General features: G+C 72.9%; 24 protein-coding genes. 12 read left to right on the top strand and 12 right to left on the bottom strand.

What is annotated here, in order from left to right; all coding sequences use genetic code 11:
- Positions 1-1,486, top strand: a 1,486-nt coding sequence (locus Q0283_RS10970; RefSeq protein ID WP_298044618.1) for a DEAD/DEAH box helicase, incomplete at its 5' end; no start/stop codon positions are given.
- A gap of 139 nt (positions 1,487-1,625) precedes the next feature.
- Here Q0283_RS10970 and Q0283_RS10965 read toward each other — a convergent pair.
- From Q0283_RS10965 to Q0283_RS10950, 4 genes are all read right to left on the bottom strand, one after another.
- Positions 1,626-3,029: a GntP family permease gene (locus Q0283_RS10965; RefSeq protein WP_298044617.1), complete on the bottom strand. Its 1,404-nt coding sequence runs from the start codon at positions 3,027-3,029 to the stop codon at positions 1,626-1,628.
- 108 nt (positions 3,030-3,137) lie between these two features.
- Complete coding sequence (locus tag Q0283_RS10960) at positions 3,138-3,656, bottom strand: gluconokinase (RefSeq protein WP_298044615.1); 519 nt, start codon at positions 3,654-3,656, stop codon at positions 3,138-3,140.
- Positions 3,656-4,756, bottom strand: a complete 1,101-nt coding sequence (locus Q0283_RS10955; RefSeq protein ID WP_298044614.1) for a 4-hydroxy-3-methylbut-2-enyl diphosphate reductase — start codon at positions 4,754-4,756, stop codon at positions 3,656-3,658. Before Q0283_RS10955 ends, Q0283_RS10960 begins: the two co-directional genes overlap by 1 nt.
- 92 nt (positions 4,757-4,848) lie before the next feature.
- Positions 4,849-5,802: a hypothetical protein gene (locus Q0283_RS10950; protein ID WP_298044613.1), complete on the bottom strand. Its 954-nt coding sequence runs from the start codon at positions 5,800-5,802 to the stop codon at positions 4,849-4,851.
- A gap of 115 nt (positions 5,803-5,917) precedes the next feature.
- Here Q0283_RS10950 and xseA point away from each other — a divergent pair, with 115 nt between their 5' ends.
- From xseA to Q0283_RS10930, 4 genes are all read left to right on the top strand, one after another.
- Positions 5,918-7,207, top strand: coding sequence for an exodeoxyribonuclease VII large subunit (gene xseA / locus Q0283_RS10945; protein ID WP_298044612.1), 1,290 nt, complete (start codon positions 5,918-5,920; stop codon positions 7,205-7,207).
- Positions 7,204-7,518: an exodeoxyribonuclease VII small subunit gene (locus tag Q0283_RS10940; protein WP_183527279.1), complete on the top strand. Its 315-nt coding sequence runs from the start codon at positions 7,204-7,206 to the stop codon at positions 7,516-7,518. Before xseA ends, Q0283_RS10940 begins: the two co-directional genes overlap by 4 nt.
- 205 nt (positions 7,519-7,723) lie before the next feature.
- A complete protein-coding gene (locus tag Q0283_RS10935) occupies positions 7,724-9,085 on the top strand; it encodes an OFA family MFS transporter (RefSeq protein ID WP_298044609.1) in 1,362 nt (453 codons plus the stop codon).
- Positions 9,082-9,264, top strand: coding sequence for a hypothetical protein (locus Q0283_RS10930; RefSeq protein ID WP_183527283.1), 183 nt, complete (start codon positions 9,082-9,084; stop codon positions 9,262-9,264). The genes Q0283_RS10935 and Q0283_RS10930 overlap by 4 nt, the downstream gene beginning before the upstream one ends.
- A gap of 80 nt (positions 9,265-9,344) precedes the next feature.
- Here Q0283_RS10930 and Q0283_RS10925 read toward each other — a convergent pair whose 3' ends face one another.
- The 5 genes from Q0283_RS10925 to Q0283_RS10905 form a co-directional block, all read right to left on the bottom strand.
- Positions 9,345-9,914 carry a type 1 glutamine amidotransferase domain-containing protein gene (locus tag Q0283_RS10925; protein ID WP_183527285.1) on the bottom strand — a complete coding sequence of 190 codons (570 nt, stop codon included), beginning with the start codon at positions 9,912-9,914 and terminating at the stop codon, positions 9,345-9,347.
- A 164-nt stretch (positions 9,915-10,078) separates the two neighbouring features.
- Positions 10,079-10,939, bottom strand: a complete 861-nt coding sequence (locus Q0283_RS10920; RefSeq protein ID WP_183528485.1) for a PPK2 family polyphosphate kinase — start codon at positions 10,937-10,939, stop codon at positions 10,079-10,081.
- Between the two features lie 10 nt (positions 10,940-10,949).
- Entirely contained in the window at positions 10,950-12,182 is a 1,233-nt protein-coding gene (locus Q0283_RS10915) for a pyridoxal phosphate-dependent aminotransferase (protein ID WP_183527287.1), read from the bottom strand.
- A 70-nt stretch (positions 12,183-12,252) separates the two neighbouring features.
- Positions 12,253-13,359, bottom strand: a complete 1,107-nt coding sequence (locus Q0283_RS10910) for a hypothetical protein (RefSeq protein WP_298044607.1) — start codon at positions 13,357-13,359, stop codon at positions 12,253-12,255.
- Entirely contained in the window at positions 13,356-13,784 is a 429-nt protein-coding gene (locus tag Q0283_RS10905; RefSeq protein WP_298044605.1) for an NUDIX hydrolase, read from the bottom strand. Before Q0283_RS10905 ends, Q0283_RS10910 begins: the two co-directional genes overlap by 4 nt.
- 113 nt (positions 13,785-13,897) lie before the next feature.
- Between Q0283_RS10905 and Q0283_RS10900 the strand changes: the two genes are divergently transcribed.
- The 4 genes from Q0283_RS10900 to Q0283_RS10885 all read left to right on the top strand — a co-directional run bounded on the left by Q0283_RS10900 (position 13,898) and on the right by Q0283_RS10885 (position 18,946).
- The gene (locus tag Q0283_RS10900) at positions 13,898-15,892 is read left to right on the top strand and encodes a tetratricopeptide repeat protein (RefSeq protein WP_298044603.1); all 1,995 of its coding nucleotides are present in this window, start codon (positions 13,898-13,900) and stop codon (positions 15,890-15,892) included.
- Between the two features lie 139 nt (positions 15,893-16,031).
- A complete protein-coding gene (locus Q0283_RS10895) occupies positions 16,032-16,595 on the top strand; it encodes a hypothetical protein (RefSeq protein WP_298044601.1) in 564 nt (187 codons plus the stop codon).
- Between the two features lie 117 nt (positions 16,596-16,712).
- Positions 16,713-18,251, top strand: coding sequence for a cell wall metabolism sensor histidine kinase WalK (locus Q0283_RS10890; RefSeq protein WP_298044600.1), 1,539 nt, complete (start codon positions 16,713-16,715; stop codon positions 18,249-18,251).
- Positions 18,248-18,946: a response regulator transcription factor gene (locus tag Q0283_RS10885; RefSeq protein ID WP_183527300.1), complete on the top strand. Its 699-nt coding sequence runs from the start codon at positions 18,248-18,250 to the stop codon at positions 18,944-18,946. The genes Q0283_RS10890 and Q0283_RS10885 overlap by 4 nt, the downstream gene beginning before the upstream one ends.
- On the opposite strand, the gene Q0283_RS10880 is transcribed toward Q0283_RS10885, so the two are convergent.
- From Q0283_RS10880 to Q0283_RS10870, 3 genes are all read right to left on the bottom strand, one after another.
- Entirely contained in the window at positions 18,925-20,154 is a 1,230-nt protein-coding gene (locus Q0283_RS10880) for a phosphotransferase family protein (RefSeq protein ID WP_298044598.1), read from the bottom strand. The two genes, Q0283_RS10885 and Q0283_RS10880, sit on opposite strands and share 22 nt — an antisense overlap.
- A gap of 17 nt (positions 20,155-20,171) precedes the next feature.
- Positions 20,172-21,041: a hypothetical protein gene (locus Q0283_RS10875; protein ID WP_183527304.1), complete on the bottom strand. Its 870-nt coding sequence runs from the start codon at positions 21,039-21,041 to the stop codon at positions 20,172-20,174.
- Between the two features lie 157 nt (positions 21,042-21,198).
- Positions 21,199-21,828: a GNAT family N-acetyltransferase gene (locus Q0283_RS10870; RefSeq protein ID WP_298044597.1), complete on the bottom strand. Its 630-nt coding sequence runs from the start codon at positions 21,826-21,828 to the stop codon at positions 21,199-21,201.
- A gap of 66 nt (positions 21,829-21,894) precedes the next feature.
- Here Q0283_RS10870 and Q0283_RS10865 point away from each other — a divergent pair, with 66 nt between their 5' ends.
- From Q0283_RS10865 to Q0283_RS10855, 3 genes are all read left to right on the top strand, one after another.
- A complete protein-coding gene (locus Q0283_RS10865; RefSeq protein ID WP_183527308.1) occupies positions 21,895-22,626 on the top strand; it encodes a 5-formyltetrahydrofolate cyclo-ligase in 732 nt (243 codons plus the stop codon).
- Positions 22,627-22,721: 95 nt separating this feature from the next.
- On the top strand, positions 22,722-23,099 hold the full coding sequence (locus Q0283_RS10860) for an FmdB family zinc ribbon protein (protein WP_298044596.1): 378 nt from the start codon (positions 22,722-22,724) through the stop codon (positions 23,097-23,099).
- A 95-nt stretch (positions 23,100-23,194) separates the two neighbouring features.
- Positions 23,195-23,513 (top strand): hypothetical protein (locus Q0283_RS10855; protein ID WP_298044594.1); only part of this gene is annotated, 319 nt, incomplete at its 3' end.

Genomic DNA, 23,513 nt, shown 5'->3' with positions numbered 1-23,513 from the left:
CGGCCGCCCGGCGCAGGCCCGCCGCCCGCGGTCCCTCGTGCTGGCCCCCACCCGCGAGCTGGCCCTCCAGCTCGCGGAGTCCTTCGAGCCCCTCGGCGCGCACACCGGCCTGTCCTCGCTGACCATCTTCGGTGGCGTCGGCCAGAACCCGCAGGTCAAGGCGCTGCAGCGCGGCGTCGACGTCCTGGTGGCCTGCCCCGGCCGTCTGCTGGACCTGATGGGACAGGGCCACGTGGACCTGTCCGGCGTCGAGGTCCTCATCATCGACGAGGCGGACCACATGGCGGACATGGGCTTCCTGCCGATGGTCCGCAAGATCCTGGACAAGGTCCCCGCACCGGCCCAGAAGATGCTGTTCTCCGCCACCCTGGACGACGGGGTGGGCGTGCTGGTCAAGAAGTACCTCAAGAACCCGGTGGTCCACGAGGCCGACTCCGCGGTCTCCCCCGTGGCCCGGATGGACCACCACGTGGTGGCCGTGGACGGGGATGCCAAGCTGTCCACCCTGGCCAACCTCTGCGCCGCCCCGGGCCGGACCATCGTGTTCACCCGCACCAAGTACGGTGCCAAGAAGGCCGCCAAGCAGCTGCGCCAGCGCGGCGTCTCCGCCCTGGAACTGCACGGCAACCTCTCCCAGAACGCCCGTACCCGCAACCTGGACGCCTTCCACAACGGCACCGCGGGAACGCTGGTCGCCACGGACATCGCCGCCCGCGGCATCCACGTGGACGACGTGGCCCTGGTGATCCACTCCGACCCGCCCACGGAGCACAAGGCCTACCTGCACCGCTCGGGCCGCACCGCGCGCGCCGGGCAGGCCGGCACCGTGATCACCCTGGCCGGACATGACCAGCGCAACGAGGTCCGCTCCCTGATGCGGGCCGCGAAGATCACCCCCACCGTGCACGCCGACGGCGCCTCCGAGCCCCTGCTGGACCAGCTGGCCCCCGGCCCACGGACCTTCCTGGAGCAGGCCGAGCTGGAGAAGCTGCTCGCCGTGTCCACCCCCACCGCCCAGGCCGCGCAGTCCGGGCAGGGCCAGCAGGGCGGCGGTCGCGGTCAGTCCGCCGGCCAGCGTTCCGGTGGCTCCCGGGGTGGCCGTGGTCGCGGCGGCCAGGGTGGCCGCACCGCCGGGAACGACGCCGGCCGCACCCGCGGCGGCCAGGCGTCCGGCCAGCGTGCGGGCCAGCCGGGCACCGAGTCCCCGGCCTCGGGCCGCTCCGGCCAGGGCCAGGCCCGCCGGGACGGCTCCGGCCAGCACCAGTCCGGTCAGGGCTCCCGCGGCACCGGCCGTCCCGGCAACCGCCGCGCGGGGTCCTCGGCCGGCGCGCCGTCGTCGGGCGGGCGGGTCTACACCTCCGAGTCCGGTCGCGGCGGCCACTACGCCGAGGGCGCCGGCTCCCGGGACGGCTCGGGCGAGCGCGCCGGTGGCCGCAGCCGCGGCAACCGCAGCCGCCGCCGGTCCTCGGGCGCCGCGCGCGGCTGACCGGCACCACCGCGTCCGGCTCCGCCTGACCGGCGGGCCTCCCCCGTCCCCGGGGACGGTGGACAGGTGACGAAGGCCCCGGTTCCGTTCGGAACCGGGGCCTTCGTCATGGGCGGGTGGTGCCGTGCCCGCGCGGCGGTCAGCCCACGGCGCCGGCGATCGCGAAGATCGTCCAGGCGATGGCGAAGCCCATGAGGCCGATCAGGGTCTCGAGCACGGTCCAGGTCTTCAGGGTGGTCTTCACGTCCATGTCGAAGAATCGTCCGACCAGCCAGAAACCGGAGTCGTTGACGTGCGAGGCCACCACGGAGCCGGCCCCGACGGCGAGCACCATGGCGGCCAGCTGGACGGGGTTGTAGTCGGCGGCGGCCACACCGGCGCTGACGAGTCCGGCCGCGGTGGTCAGGGCCACGGTGGCCGAGCCCTGGGCGATGCGCAGGATGGCCGCGATGAGGAAGCCGGCCAGGATCAGCGGCACCCCGAGGTCCGCCAGGGAGTCCTCCAGGGCGTTGCCGATGCCGGAGGCCCGCAGCACGGAACCGAACATGCCGCCGGCGCCGGTGACCAGGATGACGGAGCACACCGGCCCGAGCGCACCCTCGAGCGTCCTCTCGATGACGGCCTTGTCGGTGCCCCGGGCACGCCCCAGGACGACCATGGCCACGATGAGGGTGATCAGCAGGGCCACCGGGGTCTCGCCCAGGACCCGCAGCACCTGGAACCAGGTGGCCTCGCTGGTCCCCTCGGGCAGGACGCCGCTGCGGTGGAGCGTGTCGAGCCCGGTGTTGAGGAAGATCAGGATCATCGGCAGCAGCAGCACCATGACCACGGTGGAGAACCGCGGCGGGTTCTGCTCGTGGGCCTCATCGGCGTGGCCGAGGATGTCCGGCACCGGGAGCACCCAGCGCCGGCCGGCCCAGCGCCCGAAGAGGTAGCTCGTCAGGTACCAGGTGGGCAGGGCCACCACCAGGCCGAAGACCATCACCAGGCCCACGTTCGCCTCGAAGAAGGTCGCGGCCGAGACCGGTCCGGGGTGCGGCGGGAGGTAGACGTGCATCACCGAGAAGGCACCGGCCACGGGCAGTCCGTAGGTCAGCACCGACCCGCCCAGGCGGCGTGCCACGGCGAAGACGACGGGCAGCATCACGACCAGGCCGGCGTCGAAGAAGATGGGGAAGCCGAACAGCAGGGAGGCGACGCCCAGGGCGAAGGGGGCGCGTCTCTCCCCGAACCAGCCGATCAGCGTGTCCGCGAGGACCTTGGCGCCGCCGGACATCTCCACCAGCCTGCCGAGCATGGCGCCCAGGCCCACGAGGAGGGCGACCGTGGCCAGGGTGCTGCCGAAGCCCGCGGTCGCGGTGGAGACCACCAGGGACGGCGGGATGCCCGCCGCGAAGGCCGTGAGGAGGCTGACGAGGACGAGCGCGGGGAACGCGTGCATCCGCAGGTACATGATGAGGAACAGCAGCAGGATGATCGCCGCGGCGGCGATCCCCAGCAGTGCGCCGGCCCCCAGCGTGGGGGTCCAGTCGTCGATGGTCATGGGTGGGGCCTTCGGATCGTCGAATGCAGCACGGACGGTCCCGGGGTGTGGGGACGTCTGCGCACGGGGGTTGACGCTCGTCGGCGACAGGCCCTCGGGACGGTCCGCTCAGAGACGTTCGACCAGGTCCAGGGCCCGTTGGACGAGCCCGTCCACCGTACCGGAGTTCTCCAGGACCATGCCGTCCTCGTCCTCGCCGAGGGCCTCGAGGGTCGCGAGCTGACTGGGCACCAGGGACGCGGGCATGAAGTGTCCCGGGCGGTGCATCATCCTCTCGGTGATGACGGCGGGGTCGGAGATGACGTGCAGGAACACGACCCGGCCGGACGCCTGCCGCAACAGGTCACGGTAGGCGCGCTTCAGGGCCGAGCAGGTCACGATCGTCCCGCCGGAGCCGGACTGGGCGTCCATCCAGTCCCGGAGGGTGTCCAGCCAGGGCCAGCGGTCCTCGTCGGTCAGCGGGATGCCGGCGGCCATCTTCTCGATGTTCGCCGGCGGGTGGAAGCGGTCCGCCTCCGCGTAGGGCCGGCCCAGACGGGTGGCGAGCCCCTCGGCGAGGGTGGTCTTGCCCGAGCCGGAGATCCCCATCAGGACCAGGTGGACGGCCGCCGGGGCACTGTCCGGCATCAGCCCTTGGGGGTGCGGTTGCGGCCGCCCAGGGAGCGGTCGGTGTCCCCGACCTTCTTCATCTCGGCGCGCAGTTCCTTCGGCAGCGAGAAGATGATGTCCTCCTCGGCCGTGACGACCTCCTCCACGGCCCCGTAGCCGTACTCGGCCAGCAGCCGCAGCACGTCCTGCACGAGGACCTCGGGCACGGAGGCGCCGGAGGACAGGCCCACCGTGGCCGCGCCCTCGAACCAGGACTCGTCCACCTGGTGGGCGAAGTCCACGCGCTCGGCGCGCCGCGCACCGTACTCCAGGGCGACCTCCTTGAGGCGGACCGAGTTCGACGAGTTCGCCGAGCCCACGATGATCATCAGGTCGCACTGCGGGGAGATCTTCTTGATCGCGGCCTGGCGGTTCGAGGTGGCGTAGCAGATGTCGTCCGAGGGCGGATCCTGCAGGTTGGGGAACCGCTCGCGCAGGATGGACACGATCTCCAGCGTCTCGTCCACGGAGAGCGTGGTCTGGGACAGCCAGATCAGGTTGTCCGGGTCCTCGACCTGGACCGTCCGGGCCTCGTCGGGGTTGTTGATGACGGTGGTGTGCTCGGGCGCCTCGCCGTAGGTCCCCTCGACCTCCTCGTGGCCCTCGTGGCCGATGAGGAGGATGCGCCGGTCCTGCCGGGCGAAGCGCACGGCCTCACGGTGGACCTTGGTGACCAGCGGGCAGGTGGCGTCGATCGTCCTGAGGCCCCGGTCCGCGGCCTCGTTGACCACGGCCGGGGACACGCCGTGCGCGGAGAACACGGTCAGCGAGCCCTCGGGCACCTCGTCCAGCTCCTCCACGAAGACCACGCCCTGCTGCTCCAGGGTCTCCACCACGTGGCGGTTGTGGACGATCTCCTTGCGCACGTACACGGGCGCCCCGTGGTGCTCGAGCGCCTTCTCCACGGCCACCACGGCGCGGTCCACGCCCGCGCAGTACCCGCGCGGCGCGGCCAGCAGGACCTTCTTGTCACCGTCCACGACGGCGGCGGCCTCCACGTCCTCGCGGGTGCGGCGGGCGCGGGGCACGTGGGGCATCCCGACGGCGACGGGGGCAGCGCTGGCGGATGCGGTCGGCATCGCGGCAGGCATGGACGAGACAGAGGGGACGGCAGACATATGGGCCATTCTACCGAGCGGGCACCCACTGGCCACCGGGGGTGATGGACGCCTCAGCGCCGCCGGCCGGCCCGTCCCCGGGAGAACAGTCCGGCGAGCACGCCCAGGGCCGCCACGACGGCGCCGCCGGCCATCAGCAGGACCGTGTCCGGCACGGCGTACTGGCGGACACCCTCGGTGAGGGACTCGGCGGCGATGCGCGCCAGGCCGGTCACACCGGTCACCTCCAGCCGGCCCAGTGCCCACCAGCCGATGACCCCGGCCAGCACCGCGGTCCCACCGGCGGCGACCAGCACTGCCCAGCGCCGCCCGCGCGGCGCGGTCAGCAGGGCCAGCAGGCCCGCGGCGACGGCCCCGCCGGCCAGCCAGGGCCACTGCGGCAGCAGGGACACCGCCTGGGCGAGCCGCTGGCCGTTGACCTCCGCCGGATCCGGGACGTTGAGGTCGACCACCAGGGGTGAGGCCCCGGCGTCGTCCGCGGTGACCGGATCCTGCAGGTCCGCGAGCGCCTGTTCGGCACCCTCCCGGACGGCCCGGCCGACGGACTCCCCGCCGGGGAACATCTCGACGGACTCGGACAACCGGTCCACGCCGAGGTCGGCCAGCGGGGCCAGGTGCAGGTGCACGGTGGCATCGGCGGACCCGGCCGTCCCGGCCTCGACCACCTCGAGCCGCTCCACCCACTCCACGCGGGTCTGCTCCAGCGTCTGCGACCAGGCGCCGGGGAAGCGGTCGTCATGCACGAGACCGTCCGCCGCGCCTTCCGCCAGGTCCATCAGTCCCTCCCGGAGGAAGGGCGGGAGCTGCGCCGGCAGGTTCTCCCGCACCAGGGACGTCACCTGGCCGGGCAGTGCGGCGCGCAGCCCGGGGTCCTCGGACAGGGGCCCGGCGATCCGCTGGAGGGGTCCGGGGGTGTGGACCAGGGCCTCGAGGCGGGCCCCGGCCAGGGCCAGGGACGCGAGCAGTCCGGCGAGCACGGCCAGGACGAGGGAGAGCACCGTGCGCATCGCGGCTCCGTTCACCGGTGGGGTTATCGCGGCCCAGCCTACTGATAGAACTAAGGGGAACGACGCCACCCGTCGGCACCCACCCGTCGACACCCGTGGAGAGGATCCGCCCCGCATGGACGAGCCCCTGGCAGCCGGTTCGCCTCCCGCCACCGCGGCGGAGACCGCCCCCGATGCCCCCTGGCCGCTGCGAGTGCTCTCGGAGAACCTCAAGCGGTACTTCGAGCGGGCGCCCCAGGCGTGGATCGAGGGCCAGCTGATCGAGTTCAAGGTGATCCGCGGCAACGCCTGGATGACCCTGCGGGACCTGGACGCGGACTACTCGCTGCCGGTGACCGCGTGGCGCAACGTCGCCGCCACCCTGGACGGCACGGTCGAGCAGGGCTCGCGCGTGGTGGCCTGCGTGAAGCCGAGCTTCTACACCAAGACCGGCAAGCTGAGCATGATCGCCTCGGCCATGCGCCCGGTCGGCCTCGGCGACCTGCTGGCCCGCGTGGAGAAGCTGCGCCGCGCGCTGGAGGCGGAGGGGTTGTTCTCCCCGGAGCGCAAGAAGCCGCTGCCGGTCCTGCCGCAGCTCATCGGGCTGGTGACCGGCCGTGACTCGGACGCGATGAAGGACGTCATGCGCAACACCCACCTGCGCTGGCCCGCCGCCCGCTTCGAGGTCCGCGAGGTGGCCGTGCAGGGGGCGAACGCGCCGCGCGAGGTGATGGCCGCCGTCGCCGAGCTGGACGCGCACCCGGAGGTGGACGTCATCGTCATCGCCCGCGGCGGAGGCGCCCTCGAGGAGGTCGTGCTGCCGTTCTCGGACGAGTCCCTGGTGCGTGCCGTGGCGGGCACCCAAACGCCGGTGGTCTCGGCCATCGGGCACGAGGCGGACCGGCCCGTGCTGGACGACGTCGCCGACCTGCGGGCCTCCACCCCCACGGACGCGGCCAAGCGGATCGTCCCGGACGCCGCGGTGGAGCGCGAGGCGATCGCCGGTGCGCGGTCGCGGCTGGCCTCGGGGGTGGAGCGGCTCGTGCTGCACGAGGCGCAGCAGCTGCAGTCGCTGCGCACCCGGCCCGTGCTGGCGAACCCGGAACGGATGATGTCCGAGCGGACGGACGACCTGGAGCGGTGGCGCGAGCGCGCCCGGACGTCCCTGGCCGGGCAGCTGGACCGCGAGCACGACGCGGTGGGGCACCTGCGGGCCCGCGTGCGCTCGCTGTCCCCCCAGCACACCCTGGACCGCGGGTACGCCGTGGTCCAGCACGGAGGCCGGGTGGTGCGCGACGCCGGCCAGGTCTCCCCCGGTGACGCCCTGGACATCCTGGTGGCCGCCGGACGCATCGCCGCCACCACCACCGGAACCACCCTGGGCCCCGAGAGCAGCGCCCAGAGCAGCACAGAGGAGACCCGATGAGCACCCCCAGCACCACCCCCGCCGGCCAGGACGGGGCCGCCGAGGCCACCGCCGTGGAGGGGTTCTCCGCCGCGGACACCTCGGACATCGCACGGATGAGCTACGAACAGGCCCGGGCCGAGCTGGTCGAGACCGTGACCCGGCTCGAGACCGGCGGTGCCGGGCTGGAGGAGTCCCTGGCGCTGTGGGAGCGGGGCGAGGCCCTGGCCGACCGGTGCGAGGCCTGGCTGGACGGTGCCCGCCAGCGCCTCCAGGAGGTCCGGGCCCGGGCCGCCGGGGCGGGTGCGGACACCGGTCCGGCCGGGGCCTGAACCGGCCGCCGCGGCGGGACTCGGCGAAGGGCCCGCCCCGTGTTCGGGCACGCCGGCGGCGGGGCGCATTGACCGGGCGATTACCTGTAGGTAACGTCTCACGCGGTGGTCCAGATCACAGCGCACCATTCCGGACGGACCCGTTCCGGTCCGTCGACCCGCGCACCCGCCCCCGAGCGGCCACCCGGAGAGGGACCGCACCACCATGCCCAGCATCCTCGATCGGGAGGCCATCATCGCCCCCCGGCAGTTCAACCGATGGCTGATCCCCGCGGCGGCCCTGGCCATCCACCTCTGCATCGGCCAGGTGTACGCGTTCAGCGTCTTCAAGATCCCCATGATGGGACATTTCGACACCGGTGAGGTCGCCGTCGGGTGGATCTTCTCCGTGGCCATCGCCATGCTCGGCCTGGCCGCCGCCTTCGGAGGTACCTGGGTGGAACGGTCGGGACCGCGCAAGTCCATGGTCGTGGCCGGGACCTTCTGGGTGGCCGGGTTCCTCGTCGCCAGCCTCGGCATCGCCACGGGGCAGCTCTGGCTGGTCTACCTCGGCTACGGCGTGGTGGGCGGCATCGGCCTGGGCATCGGGTACATCTCCCCGGTGTCCACGCTGATGAAGTGGTTCCCGGACCGGCCCGGGCTGGCCACGGGGCTGGCCATCATGGGCTTCGGCGGTGGCGCCCTGATCGCCAGCCCCCTGTCCAACAGCCTCATGGCCCTCTTCGGCGGCGGCACCGATCCCGCGAACCTGGAGGCGGGCCTGCTGCAGACCTTCCTGACCCTGGCCGCCGTCTACGCCGTCGTCATCTCCCTCGGGGCGATCGTGATCCGCGTCCCGCACCCGGACTGGACGCCCGCCGGCTGGGACCCCTCGACGGCGGCCGCCAAGCCGATGCAGACGACGGCGAACGTGTCCGCGGACTCGGCGATCCGCACGCCCCAGTTCTGGCTGCTGTGGATCGTGCTGTTCTGCAACGTCACCGCCGGCATCGGCATCCTGGAGAACGCCGCTCCCATGATCCAGGACTACTTCGACTGGATCACCCCGGCGGCGGCGGCGGGCTTCGTGGGACTGCTGTCCCTGGCCAACATGGCCGGCCGCTTCGTCTGGTCCGCCACCTCGGACTCCTGGGGCCGGAAGAACAACTACATGATGTACCTCGGCGTCGGACTGGCGCTGTACCTCGTCATCGCCCTGATGGGAGGGGCCAACGTGGTCGTGTTCATCCTCGCCACGATGGTCATCCTGTCCTTCTACGGCGGAGGCTTCTCCACCATCCCGGCCTACCTGAAGGACCTGTTCGGGGTCTTCCAGGTGGGAGCCATCCACGGCCGGCTGCTGACCGCCTGGTCGGCGGCGGGCATCGCCGGTCCCCTGATCGTCAACAGCGTGATCGAGGCCCAGGCGGACAGCGGGCTGACCGGCGCCAGCCTGTACTCGCTCTCGCTCTACATCATGGTCGGGCTGCTCGCGATCGGCTTCCTCGCCAACCTCCTGGTCCGCCCCGTCCACCCCAAGCACCACGTCCCGGAGGGCCGGGACCGCGAGAAGGAGTACGTCCAGTGAGCACACCCAACGCAGGCAGCAGCACCGCGGGCGGCGCCGCCCCGGTCACCCGGGAACCGGCCGGCACCGGCGGTGCCTACCGGACGACTGCCCTCGTCCTGGCCCTGATCGTCATCGCCGCACTGGCCTACGGGCTGGTCCAGACGGCCCTGAAGGCCTCCGCCCTGTTCACGGGCTGAGGCACCCACGCCGCCGGCCCCGGCAGGACCCGCGACCTGCGGGTCCGGCCGGGGCCGGAATGTGTCGTCGTGCCGACGGCTCAGGCCGTCTGGCCGGCGTGCCTGCCCTCGGCGAACTCCTCCACGAGCTTGGCGTTGAACGCCTCCAGGTCGCCCGGGTTCCGGCTGGTGGTCAGGCCCTGGTCGACCACGACCTCCTCGTCCACCCAGGTGGCACCGGCGTTCTGCAGGTCCTCGGACAGGGAGTGGTAGCTGGTGAGCTTCCGGCCGGAGACCACCCCGGCACTGATGAGGGTCCAGGGCGCGTGGCAGATGGCGGCCACCGGCTTGTGCTCCTCGAAGAAGCCGCGCACGAACGCCTGGACGTCCTGGTCGGCCCGCAGCGCGTCGGCGTTCAGGGTGCCACCGGGCATCACGAGCGCATCGAACTGCCCGGAGGAGACGGAGCCGACCTGGTGGTCCACGGGGAAGGAGTCGCCGTGCTCCCAGTCCCCGTTCATCGCGGTGATGGAGTCGGACTCGGGGGAGACGAGCACCGGCTGGCCGCCGGCGGCCTTGACGGCCTCCCACGGCGAGGTGAGCTCGACCTGCTCCACGCCCCGGGTGGCGAGGAAGGCGATGGTCTGTCCCTGCAACTGCTGTCCGGTCATGTCGGTACCTCCTGGAGAGCGGATGGATCGGTCTGTCATCCCACCCTAGACCGGTGCCCCCGGGGGTGCCGCAAGGGGTGTTCGCCCACAGCGCTCAACCGGCGGGGACGACAGGCCGCGGCGCCACCGTCCACCCACCGGCGCCGGTCCCCCGGCCGCCCGGGTCAGCTCTCCGCCAGCCGCCGCTTCTCCAGGGCCACGTCGAAGTCCGCGGGCGGCCACTGCAGTTCCAGCGACTCCAGGGCGGTGATCAGCAGCTCCTGGACGGCGATCCGTGAGTACCACTTGCGGTTGGCCGGGACGATGAACCACGGGGCGTGGTCCGCGTCCGTCTCCTCGATCGCGACCCGGTAGGCGTCCATGTACTCGTCCCAGTGGGCGCGCTCGTCCACGTCACCGGGTGCGTACTTCCAGAACTTGTCCGGACGGTCCAGCCGTTCGGCCAGCCGGTCCTGCTGCTCCTCCTTGGTGATGTGCAGCATGACCTTGACGATCCGCGTGTTGCGCTCCGCCAGGTCCCGCTCGAACCGCCGGATCTCCTCGTACCGCCGCTCGATCGTGTGCAGTGAGGTCAGCTGCCGCACCCGGTGGATCAGCACGTCCTCGTAGTGGGACCGGTCGAAGACCGCCACGAAACCGGGGTCGGGCAGGTGCTTGCGGACCCGCCACAGGAAGTGGTGGCTCCTCTCCTCCTCGGTGGGGGCCTTGAAGGCCGCGGTCTCCACCCCCTGGGGGTCCATGGCACCCGCCACGTTGCGCATGATCCCGCCCTTGCCGGCGGTGTCCATGGCCTGGACCACCAGCAGCACGGAGGCACCCTTGCCGTTGCCGGACACGCCGTTGGCGTAGAGCAGCTCCTGCAGCTGCGAGAGCCGTTCGGCGCGGATGGCCAGGGTGGCCTCCCCCTCGGCCCTGCCGCCCAGGTACCCCGGTTTGGAGTCGGGATGGATGTCCGCGGGTCCCTTGATGACCCCGTCGCGGGTCCGGGCGCGCAGCAGCTCCCAGGGTGGTCCCTCGAAGTCCATCACGTGCTTCTTAGCGCTCACGGTATTCCTCCAGGAAGTCGGCGATGCGTTCGATCGCGATCTCCAGGTCCCGGACGTTGGGCAGCGTGACCAGCCGGAAGTGGTCCGTGTCCGGGTAGTTGAAGGCCCGGCCGTGGGAGACGAGGATCTTCTGGGCGCGCAGCAGCTCGATGACGAACTGCTCGTCGTCCTCGATCTCGTAGACCTCCGGGTCCAGCCGCGGGAACAGGTAGAGCGCGCCGTGGGCGGGCTGCACGGTGACGCCGGGGATCTCGGCCAGCAGCCGTTGGGCGGTGTTGCGCTGCTCGAGCAGCCGTCCGCCGGGCAGGATGAGGTCGTTGATGGACTGGTAACCGCCCAGGGCGGTCTGGATGGCGTGCTGGCCCGGGACATTGGCACACATGCGCATGTTGGAGAGCAGGGTGAGCCCCTCGATGAAGTCCGTGGCGCGGTGCTTCGGCCCGGAGATCGCTACCCAGCCGGCCCGGTACCCGGCCACGCGGTACGCCTTGGACAGCCCGGAGAACGTCAGGGTGAGGACGTCGTCGGACAGTCCGGCGGCGTTGATGTGACGGGCACCGTCGTAGAGGATCTTCTCGTAGATCTCGTCGCTCATCAACACCAGGTTGTGCTTGCGGGCGATCTCCACGATCCCGGAGAGCACCTGGCGGGAGTACACCGCCCCGGTGGGGTTGTTCGGGTTGATGATGACGATCGCCTTGGTGCGGTCGGTGATCCGGGCCTCGATGTCCTCCAGGTCCGGGGCCCAGCCCTCCTCCTCCATGCAGCGGTAGTGCACGGCACGCCCGCCGGACAGCGTGGTGGCGCCGGTCCAGAGCGGGTAGTCCGGGGCGGGGATGAGCACCTCGTCGCCGTCGTCGACCAGGGCCTGCAGCACCATGGAGATCAGCTCGGAGACGCCGTTGCCGATGAAGATGTCCTCCACCTCGATGCCCATGATCCCGCGCGACTGGTAGTACTGGCTGACCGCGGTCCGGGCCGAGTAGATGCCCTGGGAGTCGGAGTATCCCTGCGCGTGCGGCAGGTGGGAGACCATGTCCTTGAGGATCGCGTCCGGGGCCTCGAAGCCGAAGGGGGCGGGGTTGCCGATGTTCAGCTTCATGATGCGGTGGCCGGCCGCCTCCATGCGCTGGGCCTCCTCGAGGATCGGCCCGCGCACGTCGTACCGCACGTTCAGGAGCTTGGAGGACTGCTTGATCTGACCGGTCCGTGTCTTTGCCATGCCCACCATCCTCCCACCGCAGGGCGCGACTTGGCGCGTATCACCCACCGGGAAGACGGGAATCCGGCCCCTAGAACCAGCGCTCCGGTGCCTGCTCCAGGCCGGCCGACACCAACCAGTACTGGGCGGCCTCCTCGGGCGGCAGGGCGTCCGGGCCGGCGGAGAGCCGTTGCAGCTCGGCCAGGTGCTCCCCGCTCAGCTGTCCGGCGAGCTCGCCCAGCGCTCCGGTCGCGGTGCCGGGCACGTCCTGAGGATCGGCCACGAGCAGGACCCGGCCCTCGGGCAGGATCCGCTCGGGGTCGCCCAGGGGCACCAGGGCGTGGTCGGCGATCGCTGGATCGGTGCCGTAGAGCATGGCGACGTCGGCCCGTCCCGTCACCAGGTCGGCGGCCGGTCCGTCCTCGCCCGGCGCGATCCACTCGTCCGGTTCGCAGCCGGCCAGGACCTCGAGCCGACGGGTCTCGAGGGCCCCGGCGGCCTCGGGGGTGAAGACCATCCGGTCGCACAGGCCGTTGAGGTCGCCCAGCTCCTCCATCGAGTACAGGCCGGCCGTGGCCGTCGTGGTCACGGCCTGCAGCCGCAACGTCCCGGCGGACTCCCCGATGACCTCGGTGCCCTCGGGCAGGTGGTCCACCACGATGGCCGTGGTGCCCGCGGCGTCGGAGGCCGGGGCGCCGTCCGGCAGCGGCGTGGCGGTGCCGGTGGCGGTCGGGTGACCGGTCGGGGAGGCCGGGGCCGGGTCCGTGGGGCTCGCCGTGCGGGTGGGTGACCCGGTGCCCGGGGACGGCCCACCGGTCGCCGGGGAGGCGCCCGCGGTGGGCGCGGCCGACGCCGTCGGTGACGGGGACGGCGTCGGGACCGGGCCGGCCAGGGCCGCGGGGGCGACCTCGGAGGCCATGGCGAGCGAGTCGACGATCGCCACCTGCTGGTCTCCGGCGGCACCCCAGGGGACGGTCGAGGGCTCGCCCATGACGGCGTTGACACCGTGGTTCTGCAGGTGCCGGACCGCGACGCGGGCCAGGAGCTGCTCCTCGGGCCGGGTTCCCCCGACCACCGTCACCGGTCCCGCCGTCGAGGAGGCGGTGGCGCCCGGGCCGGAGTCCGCGGGAGTGCACCCGGCCAGGGTCACGGTGAGGGCGAGACTCGCGGCGGCCCAGCCCGGCGCGGCGCGCCTCATCGGCGCACCCCGGCCAGGTCGAGGGCATGGTGCACGTGCGGGGAGGTCCGGTACCGGTGCAGCTCGTCCAGCGGAAGCCACGCGGCGTCGATGGATGACCCCCCGACCTCGGCGCGCAGCCGGCCGGAGACGATCTCGGCCCGGTACAGCACCTGGACCGCCAGCAGGGAGCGCCGCGTGGCATGGGTCCGGTGCTCCGGGTCGATGGTGCGGCTGATGACACCGAGCAGGCCGTCGAGGCGGGCCGTGTACCCGGTCTCCTCCTCGATCTCGCGCAGGCAGGCCTGTTCGGGCTGCTCCCCCAGCTCGATCCTGCCGCCGGGCAGCGTCCAGATCGCCTCACGCGGCCCCTGCCACAGGCTCAGCAACAGGGCTCCGTCCTGGACGATCACTCCGTAGGCACCCGCCCTGGTGTCGAAATCCATGGACTCCAGTCTAGGAGGCCGCGGGCGCCGACCCCGCCCCTCCCCCGCGTCTCTGGAATACTGGGTGGGCTGTGCACGCATACCACTGGATTCGAGAGAAGGGAGGGCCGGTCGTGAGCGAGGAGGACACGCCCACCCCGGGCCTGCCCGAGGACCTGGCGCCGCGGCTGGGCGCCGTGCTGGCCCGGCGCTCGCTGACCAACTCCCAGGACGACCCGGAGACGGCCCGCGGCTGGCTGGACGCCTCCTACGAGGCCGCCTACGCGGAGGACCTGGCCCTGGCCGGGCGCGCGGCCCGCGCCGGTCTGCAGGCCCGCGGCGGCCAGGACCCGTTCAACCGGGCCGGACTGCTGCGCGCACTGGCCTCGGTGGCGGAGATGCAGGGCGACCATGCCGCGGCCACCCGGTACATCGCGGAGCGCTCCCAGCTGCTGGTGGAGGCCGGGTATCCCCACCAGGCCCGGATGGAGTCCGAGCTGGGCACCATGCTGCTGCGCGAACCGGAGTCGTTCGAGGCCACCGTGCTGGAGGGCCTGCTGGAGGCCGAGCGCGCCCGGTCCGCGCGCTCCGTGGACACCGTCCTGCCGGACGTGCTGGTGGCGCTGGCGGTGCGCAACGTGGAGGACGGCCGCCTGGATCCGGCGGTGGACCTGCTCGAGGAGTGCCTGGACATCCTGGACGCCCGGGTGGGCGCCGGGATCGCCGTGGCCCCGGAGTCCCTGTCCTCGACCCGGATGTTCCTGGCCCACGTCCACCTGATGTCCCATGAGCCCGAGAGCGCGGCGGAGGTCGCGGACGAGGTGCTGGCCGGCAAGGCCAACCGCGCGGTCCGCGCGGCCATGTGGATGCTCAAGGCTGTGGTCGCCCACGAGCTCGGTGACGCGGCCCAGGCAGCGGCCGACGCGCTGCGCGCCGTGGAGCTGCACGCCGCCGCCGGGGTCCGGAAGGGCGCGGCGTCGGCGGCTGCGCTGCTGGCGGGCCTGGCGCACGACGCCGGCGACCAGCAGTCCTCCATCCTCGCCTGGAAGGTCGCGGTCGCCCAGGCCGAGCAGGGCGAGGTGCCGGAGGCCTCGGACCTCACCCTGGCCCTGGGGCACCAGCTGCTCGAGGCCGAGGAGCACGCGCTCGCCGAGCGCGTCCTGGCGGGACTGGTGCGCCGCGAGGAGGCCGCCCGTCGGCTGCCCGGGCTGGCCCGGGCACTCGTGGACCTGGGCCACGCCGCCCGTCACCAGGGGCGTCCGGACGAGGCGCTGGAGCACTGGGACCGCGCGTCGGGCCTGTTCCAGGAGGCCGGGTCCCTGGCCGAGGCCGCCCGGATGTGCCTGGCGGCCGGGGCCCTGCTGAACCGGCAGGAACGTGCCGAGGACGCGGCAGAACGGTTCTCCCGGGCCGTCGAGCTGGCCCGCCGGGTCGAGGACGAGGACGACCCGGCCGTGCTGCCCCAGGCCCTGCACGCCCTCGGCCACGTGCTGTGCGAGCTGGGCCAGGAGCGGGGGGTGGCCCTGCTGGACGAGGCGATCGCCCTGGCCCAGGACTCCTCCGCGGCGTGGCACGAGGCAGACTTCACGGACACCCGTGCCCGCGGGCTGTGGGCCCTGCGCCAGGGCCCGGCCGCGGTGTCCTCGGCGCTGACGGCGGCGGACCTGTTCGCCGCCTCCCAGGACACCACCGCGGCCTCCAACGCCGAGCTGTTCGCCGCCTACGTGCTCCTGGAGCAGGAGCGGGCCGAGGAGGCGGCCTCCCTGTTCCGGATGATCACGGAGCAGCAGGACACGGCCCGGTACCTGCGGATGGCGGCCTGGCTGGGGCTGGCGCAGTCCCTGGACCTGGCTGGTGACGAGGAGGGCGCCGCCCTGGCCCGCCTCCGTGCGGACGCCGCCTCCTCGGAGCAGGACCCGGACCCGCAGGCGGAGCAGGGTGGGGACGCGCAGTCGGAGGCGGACCTGGACCAGACCCTCGACCTGGCCCTCGACCAGACCCTCGACCAGGCCCTGGACCTGGCCCTGGAGCTGGATGCCGAGCAGGCCGTGGACGAGGCCCGGGCTCCGGACCCCGGGCAGGACCCGGATCCGGACGCGGACCAGGACGGCGATCCCCCGACCGGGTGACCCTGCCGGTCCGCCACCGCCGGTCCGCCCCCGCCGCGTCGGCCCCCGCCGCGTCGGCCCCCGTCCGCCGGATGGTCGTCCTCTCCTCATCGACCGGGGCCGGTCTCTCATCTTCGGCTCATCCGGATGCGGAAGGATCATGGCCATGAAGAACGCGGGCAGAGGATTGAAGGCCGCCGTCGTCCTGATGGTGGTGGCGGTCGTGGCGGCTCTGGGCGTCGCGGTCCTCGCGGCCCGGCCCAGCTCCGTGGAACTGGCCCCGCTGATCGCCGTGACGGATGCCCCGACGGCGCAGCAGCACAACGCGCCCTCCGCGGCCGGGACCGGTTCCCCCGGCGACGCCTCGACCGCCCCGTCCTCCCCGCAGGACCGGACACCCTCGGCCGCCGGGACATCGGGCGACACGGGCCGCACGGACGGATCCGGCCCGGCCGTCTCCCGGGCGAGGATCTCCGCCCGTCCCGCCCCGGAGACGTCTGCCCCGGCCCGTGCGGGTTCCTCCGGCGGCTCGGCGTCCTCCGGGGACACCGGCTCCGACAGCCAGGCCGCACAGCCCCGCACCCGCCAGGCCCCGCCGGCGGCCCCGCAGCCCGTCCCCGCCCCGGCACCGCAGTCGCCCGCCGATGACGATGATGACGACCGGGACGATGACGATGACGACGGGGATGAAGGTGACGACGACGGGCATGACGACGATGACTGATGCGTCCCCCGGCGGGCACGCATGATCCCGCGCGCCCACCCGCCTGGCCGGGATGCCTCCCGGACCGGCGGCCTGCTGAGCCGTGCGCGCCCGGTCCGCCGCTGGAGCGCACTGCCCGTGCGCACCCGCGTGGTCGGACTGCTGGTCCTGCTGACCGCCCTGGCGCTGCTGCTGTCCGGTGCCACGGCCTACCTGCTGCAGCGCGCCGTCATGAACGGGCAGATCGACGACTCGTTGAAGCGTTCGGTCCAGGAGTTTCGTATCCTCGCCCAGGAGGGCATCGATCCCGAGACCGGTGAGCCCTTCTCCGCCTCGGACCAGCTGGTCTTCACCGCCATGCAGCGCACCCTGCCCGCCGACGACGAGGGCATGCTGGGCCTGCGGGACGGGCGGATCAGCTGGACCGCCTCGGATGCCGTCGAGGTGCGCCTCGAGGACGACCCCGAGCTGATCTCGTGGGCCCAGGGCCACTTCGGGGGCGACTCGGTCCGGCTCGAGACGGTCTCCACGGCCCAGACCACCTACCGGGCGATCGCGGTCCCCATCCGCTTCGACAACGACACCGCCCCGTCGATGCTGCTGCTGGCCTTCGACTACTCCGCCCAGTTGGCGGGGCTCAACTCCTCGTTCCTGTCCTACGGCGGGGTCGGCCTGGGCGTGATGGGTGTGGTCGGCCTGGCCGGCTGGGTGCTGGTGGGACGGCTGCTGCGGCCGTTGCGCACCCTGCAGTCCACCGCCGCGGAGATCTCCGGGACGGACCTCAACGGCCGCGTCCCCGTCTCCGGTCAGGATGACGTCGCCGAGCTGGCCACCACGTTCAACGAGATGCTGGACCGGCTCCAGGAGTCGTTCTCATCGCAGCGGCAGCTGCTGGACGACGTCGGCCACGAGTTGCGGACCCCGATCACCATCGTCCAGGGCCACCTGGAACTGCAGGACGCCGAGGACCCGGCCGACGTGCGCGAGGTGCGGGAGATCGCGCTCGACGAGCTGGACCGCATGCGCCTGCTGGTGGAGGACCTGGTGACCCTGGCCACGTCGGGCCGGCCGGACTTCGTCGAACCCGATCCGATGGAGGTGGGTGCCCTGACGCGCGACGTCCTGGGCAAGGCCACGCAGCTGGGCGATCGGGTCTGGACGCTGGACCACGCGGCGGACATGACGGTCCCCCTCGACGGCCGGCGCATCACCCAGGCCTGGCTGCAGCTGGCCTCCAACGCCGTGAAGTACTCCGAGGACGCGTCCAAGGTCTCCCTCGGCTCCCAGGTGCTCAACGGCCATCTGCGGCTGTGGGTCCGGGACCAGGGCTTCGGCATCCGGCCCGAGGACCGGGAGCGCATCTTCAAGCGCTTCGGCCGTGGTGCCAACAGCACCCGCGCCGAGGGCTCGGGGCTGGGCCTGAACATCGTCACCGCGATCGTGAGCGCCCACGGGGGCACGGTGGACGTCCAGTCCGCGCCCGGCATCGGGTCGACCTTCTTCATGGACCTGCCCCTGACCGAGGAGGACCCTCCGGCCGACGGATCGTCCCCGGCGGTACCGTCGGAGGCGGATGACACGACGACGTGCCGGACCGGCCGGGCCCTCGAGACGTCCATCCCGGGGGCCGGGGCCCCCGGGGACCAGCAACCCCCTTCCAAGGACGGTGTGGCGTGAGCCAGATTCTGATGATCGAAGACGAGCCGCGGATCAGTTCGTTCGTGGCCAAGGGCCTGAAGGCGGAGGGCCTGGCGACCACCGTCGCCGCCACCGGTCGCGAGGGCCTCGTGCTGGCCCTGACCGGTGGTTTCGAGCTGGTCATCCTGGACCTGGGGCTGCCGGACATGGACGGGTTCGAGGTGCTCAAGAGGATCAGGGCGCAGGACGCGAGCCTGCCGGTGATCATCCTCACCGCCCGCACCTCCGGCGAGGACACCGTCACCGGGCTGACCTCGGGCGCCGACGACTACGTGCCCAAGCCGTTCCGTTTCGCCGAGCTGGTGGCCCGGGTCCGGCTGCGGCTGCGCGGTGACAACGGCAACGGCCAGGCCCCCGAGGACCCGGTGCTGCGCCATGCGGACCTGGAGCTCGACCCCCTGCGGCACGTGGCCGCGATCGGCGGGGTGGAGGTGGACCTCTCCGCCCGGGAGTTCTCCCTGGCCGAGACGTTCATGCGCCACCCGGGCCAGGCCCTGAGCCGGGAACAGCTGCTGTCCCGGGTCTGGGGCTACGACTTCGACCCCGGTTCCAACGTGGTGGACGTGTACGTGCGCTACCTGCGCAACAAGCTCGGAGCCTCCCGCTTCGTCACCGTCCGGGGCGTGGGCTACCGGCTGGTGGATGAGAAGGACTACCAGCCCGAGGCCGACTGAGGCAGCCCGAGCAGCGACTCCGCGATGTCCAGCCGCTTCCGGGCCGCCGACTGCCAGTCCCGGCGTCCGGAGTCCCGGGCACCGGCCACCAGGGACAGCGCCACCGATGCCGACCGGCACGCCAGGGCGGCGGGGTCCACGGTCGTCACGAAGTGCGAGTGGAACCGGCGCAGCGCCGAGTCGGTGAACACGTACCGCTCGTCGACCGTCGGCAGCACCGCAAGGTGCCCCAGGAAGCAGGCGAGGTCGTCCACCCGGTGCCCGGGACCGGCACCGTCGATGTCCAGCACGCAGCTGATCCGCCCCTCCGCCACCAGCAGGTTCGCCTCGTAGAGGTCACCGTGGGCGGGCACCACGGGGCCGCGGTCCGAGCAGTCCAGTTGCCGTTGCAGGTGGTCCACCAGGGACCGGATACGACGGGCCTGGTCAGGCAGCGCCGTGGCCGCGGCATGGCCGTAGGAGGGAGTGCGGTCCGCCCACGCCTCCCGCTGCGGCAGGGACAGCAGCTCGGCGGGCATGCGGTCCAGCAGCTGGGTGACCTCGGCCGGATCGATCCGCCGGGCGCCGTCCGCCATGATCTGTCCCGCCAGGACCGTGCCCGCGCCCTGCCCCAGGGCCAGGACGTCGGCCACCGGTGGGCCCAGCACGGGCGGGACCGGAACGCCGGCCGCCGCCAGCAGCACGTGCCGGTGGTGCAGTGCCGTGGCCTGGCCGCCGCGCATCACCTTCAGGAACACGGTCCGGCTGCCGAACACGGCCCGCAGGACCGCCCGCCGCAGCGGTCGGTAGCTGACGGTCTGCAGGTCCGTCAGGGGATCCCCGGCGCCCCAGACCGATGCCACGGACTCGGGGTCCGAGGCCAGCGCCAGTCCGTGCAGCCGTGGGTCGTGGGGGTGGAACCACGCGGACCAGTCGGTGTCCGCGGCGCGGCCGGCATCGATCACGGCGTCCTCGGGGACCGATTCCGCGGTCAGGGCGACGTACAGCTCGGGTGGCGTGGACTCACCGGGGCCGGGTGCCGTCCGGACCCGGAAGACGCCGGTGGCGCCGGCGCCGGGGCGGTGCTGGAGGTCCACCAGTTCGGCATCGTGCAGCGGCCTCAGGCCCTGGACCTCCAGGACGCGCTCGATGCTCGAGCGCACGTCCGGGGAGGACAGGTACGCGACCTGCCGGTTCTCCGCGTGCTCTCCGGGCGCCGGCCGGAGCATCGGCCCGTCCCCCGTCGTCAGACGGCCCGGCGGCGTTCCAGGACCTTGTCCAGGTCCAGGGGACGGTTGGCCGTGGCCTGGACCTTGGCCAGGTACTCATCGGACACTCCGGCCTTGAGCTTGGTGCCCGGCTGGTGGGCCGGGACCTCCGGGCGGGCCAGGGGTTCCGGCAGCGGACGGTGCGCCTCGGCCGCGTCCAGGTAGGTCGGGCGCGGGACGGACGGCCGCGGGGCGTCGTCAGCCCGGGTCCCCGGGGTCGGGTCGGGAACCGGGGCCGGTTCGGCGTCCGGGCGCGGGTCAGCCGCCGGCGGCGCCACGACGTCGGCATCGTCCCGCTGGTCCGTGGGCGTGCCGGAGGCGGCGTCGAAGACGGTGGCGGAACCGTGACCGGTGGGCCCGGCGGTCGGCTGAGCCGGACTCATCGCCTCGGTGAACGCCTGCTCGATCCGCTCGTCACGCCGCCGCTTGCGGTCCCGCAGCGCCAGCGCCCGCAACGAGGCGACGCCGGCCACGGCCAGCAGGGCGGAGATGACGGCGGCCGCACCGGTTCCCGCACCGAGGGCGGCGGCCAGGCCGGTCACCACCGCGGTCACGAGGGCCAGCACTGCCACGAGGGCGATGATCGTGCGGTCCCACCTGATCCGGAACCCGGACCCGGACGACACGCGGGAACGGCCTGCGACCCCGGGCGTGGACTGGGAGTTGCGCGACATGGACTTCCTCCGGTGGCTTCTGGACGGGGGCTGGCGGGTTGCCCTCCGGTGGATGGCGATCACCCACGCCACCACCAGTGCGCACAGCACCAGTGAGGCGTGCAGGCGGATGTCCGGAAGGTAGCCCAAGGCGAGGCTGAGCGACTCCTCGAGAATACCCGTGCCTGCGTCCACTCCGCCAAGGCTACCGGCAGGGAACTACCGACATGTGATTCAACACGGTGTGTTGCGTGGACCTGCGCCTTCTCCGTACCCCGCACCCGGGCGCGCCGGCCCTCCCCGCTCGGTGCGCCGGTGTCGGGGACTCGTGCGGACGGCCCGCCGGGCGCCCTCAGCCGGCGGGCCGCCCGTGCTCGAGGCGGGAGAGCAGTCCCCCGGGGACCTCGGGGGCGGTCAGCGCGTAGGAGTCGTGGTCGCGCCACGCGCCGTCGATGTGGAGGAAGTCCTTGCGCAGTCCCTCGTGCCGGAAGCCGAGCTTCTCCACCACCCTGCGGCTGGCCGCGTTCTCGGGACGGATGTTGATCTCGATCCGGTGCAGGCCCAGGGACGCGAAGCAGTGGTCCACGGCCAGCGCCACGGCGGTGGGGACGATCCCCCGACCGGCCCACGCCTGGTCGATCCAGTAGCCGATCGAGGCGGACTGGGCCGAGCCGCGCACGATCGAGGACACGCTCAACTGGCCGGCGATGACCGGGTCCCCGGCGACCGTGGTGCGCAGGCAGATCAGCCACGGCAGTCCCGTGCCGTCCCGGCCGCTGCGGTTGAGGACCCGGACCATCTCGAAGAAGCTCCTCAGCCCCGTCTCCGGCACCGGGTTCGTCGCGTCCCACGGCTGCAGCCAGGCACGGTTCCGGGACCTCAGTGCCATCCACTCCTCCTGGTCCCAGCGCCGGAAGGGGCGCAGCACCAGGTCCCCGTGCTCCAGGGTCAAGGGCCAGGAGTGGTTCTGCGCGGGAGCCATGGCTCGATCCTATGGCCCGGTCGGAGCCACGGACCCGAGGTGTCCCGGCGGGGCACAATGGGAGACGTGTCCCCCAACGAAACCGCACCCCAGAACCAGCCCGAGGCCCAGTACTCCGCCAAGCTGACCGGCGACCGCGGATCCACGCCCGAGGAAACGCTGCAGTGGCGCAAGCAGGACGTCCGCACGCTGTGGCGGGCGCGGCGCCGCGAGCTGGGCGAGGACGAGAGGGCCGAGCAGTCGCGCGCCCTCACCCGCCACGTGCTCGACTGGTACCTGCCGCGCGCACGCCACCGGCGCGCCGCCGTCGTGATGTCCTACGGGACCGAGCCGGACACCGGCCCGCTGCGCCAGGCGTTGCACGAGGCCGGGGTCGAGGTGCTGGTGCCCATCACCGAGCCGGAGCGCCAGCTGTCCTGGGCGCGCTGGTTCCCGGGTGTGGAACTGGCCCGCAGCCCCGTGGCCCCCATCGACGAGCCGGTCGGCGAACGGTACGGGCTCGAGACGATGCGCACCGTGGACCTCGTCCTGGTGCCCGCCCAGGTGGTGGACCTGCGCGGCATCCGGATGGGACAGGGTGGCGGGTACTACGACCGATTCCTGGCCGGGGTGCGCCGGCAGCGCCAGGACGGCACGAACGGTGAGAACGGACCGGTCACCCTCGCGTCCGTGTTCCGGCACGAGCTCATGAGCCGCGGGTTCATCCCCGCCGGGGAGTTCGACGTGCCGGTGGACGGGGCGGTCACCGCCGACGGCCTCACGTGGTTCGGCGACGAGGAGACGTCCCCGGGGGTGTAGCATTGGCACTCGAAACGTGCGAGTGCCAAGCCCGCCCGGCGGACGGAACGGTCTGTCCCTGCCCGGCCCACGGCTGGCCGGAAGGAGTGTCCCCGGTGCCCACCTACGCCTACGCCTGCAAGGACTGCGGTCACGCGTTCGACATCGTCCAGTCGTTCAGCGACGATTCGCTCACGGTCTGCCCCGAGTGTGAGGGCACGCTTCGCAAGAAGTTCAACTCCGTGGGCGTCGTGTTCAAGGGGTCCGGCTTCTACCGCACCGACTCCCGCTCGGACGGATCCGGCTCCAAGGGCAGCGGTGCCTCCACGGCGGCGTCCTCGAACGGCTCCGGCAGCTCCGAGGGCTCCTCGGCGTCCTCCACCGGTTCCACGGACTCGAGCAGCCCGGCCCCGGCCGAGAAGACGTCCGGCTCCCCCGCCCCGGCGTCCTCCGGTTCCACGCCGGCCAAGACGCCGGCGCCCGCCTCCGTCTGAGCCGGTACTCCACCGCCGACCGACGCCCGGCGCGCCGTCCCCGCCCCCACGGCACCCCCCGGCGGAGGCCCGCCGCGACCTGATGTGCTCGCGGCATGGCCACCGGAGTCCCGTGCACACCCGAACCGTCACCGCGCCGACGCCCTGCCTCGCGCGGCCCCGCCACCGTCTCCCGCGGACGACCCTCCCCGGACCGGTCCGGCTCCCTGCGGCGCCGAGAGCGATCCGCCCTGCGCCGTGAGCGGGCGCTGATCCGCCGGCGCCTCGCCGCTCCCCCACCGGCCCACCTGGCCGGCTCGTCCGCCGAGCCCGACGACGGTGACCCGTCGGGTGCAGGCGGCACGGACGGCGGTGCCGGCCGAGCATCGGGACGGCGCCGGACGCGCCTGCGCCTGGCGGTGGCCGCCCTTCCCC

Source organism: uncultured Citricoccus sp., from assembly GCF_937871995.1.
GTDB lineage: Bacteria > Actinomycetota > Actinomycetes > Actinomycetales > Micrococcaceae > Citricoccus.
The sequence above is the reverse complement of the archived record's forward strand: the minus strand, read 5'-3'. Positions and strand labels throughout refer to the sequence as shown.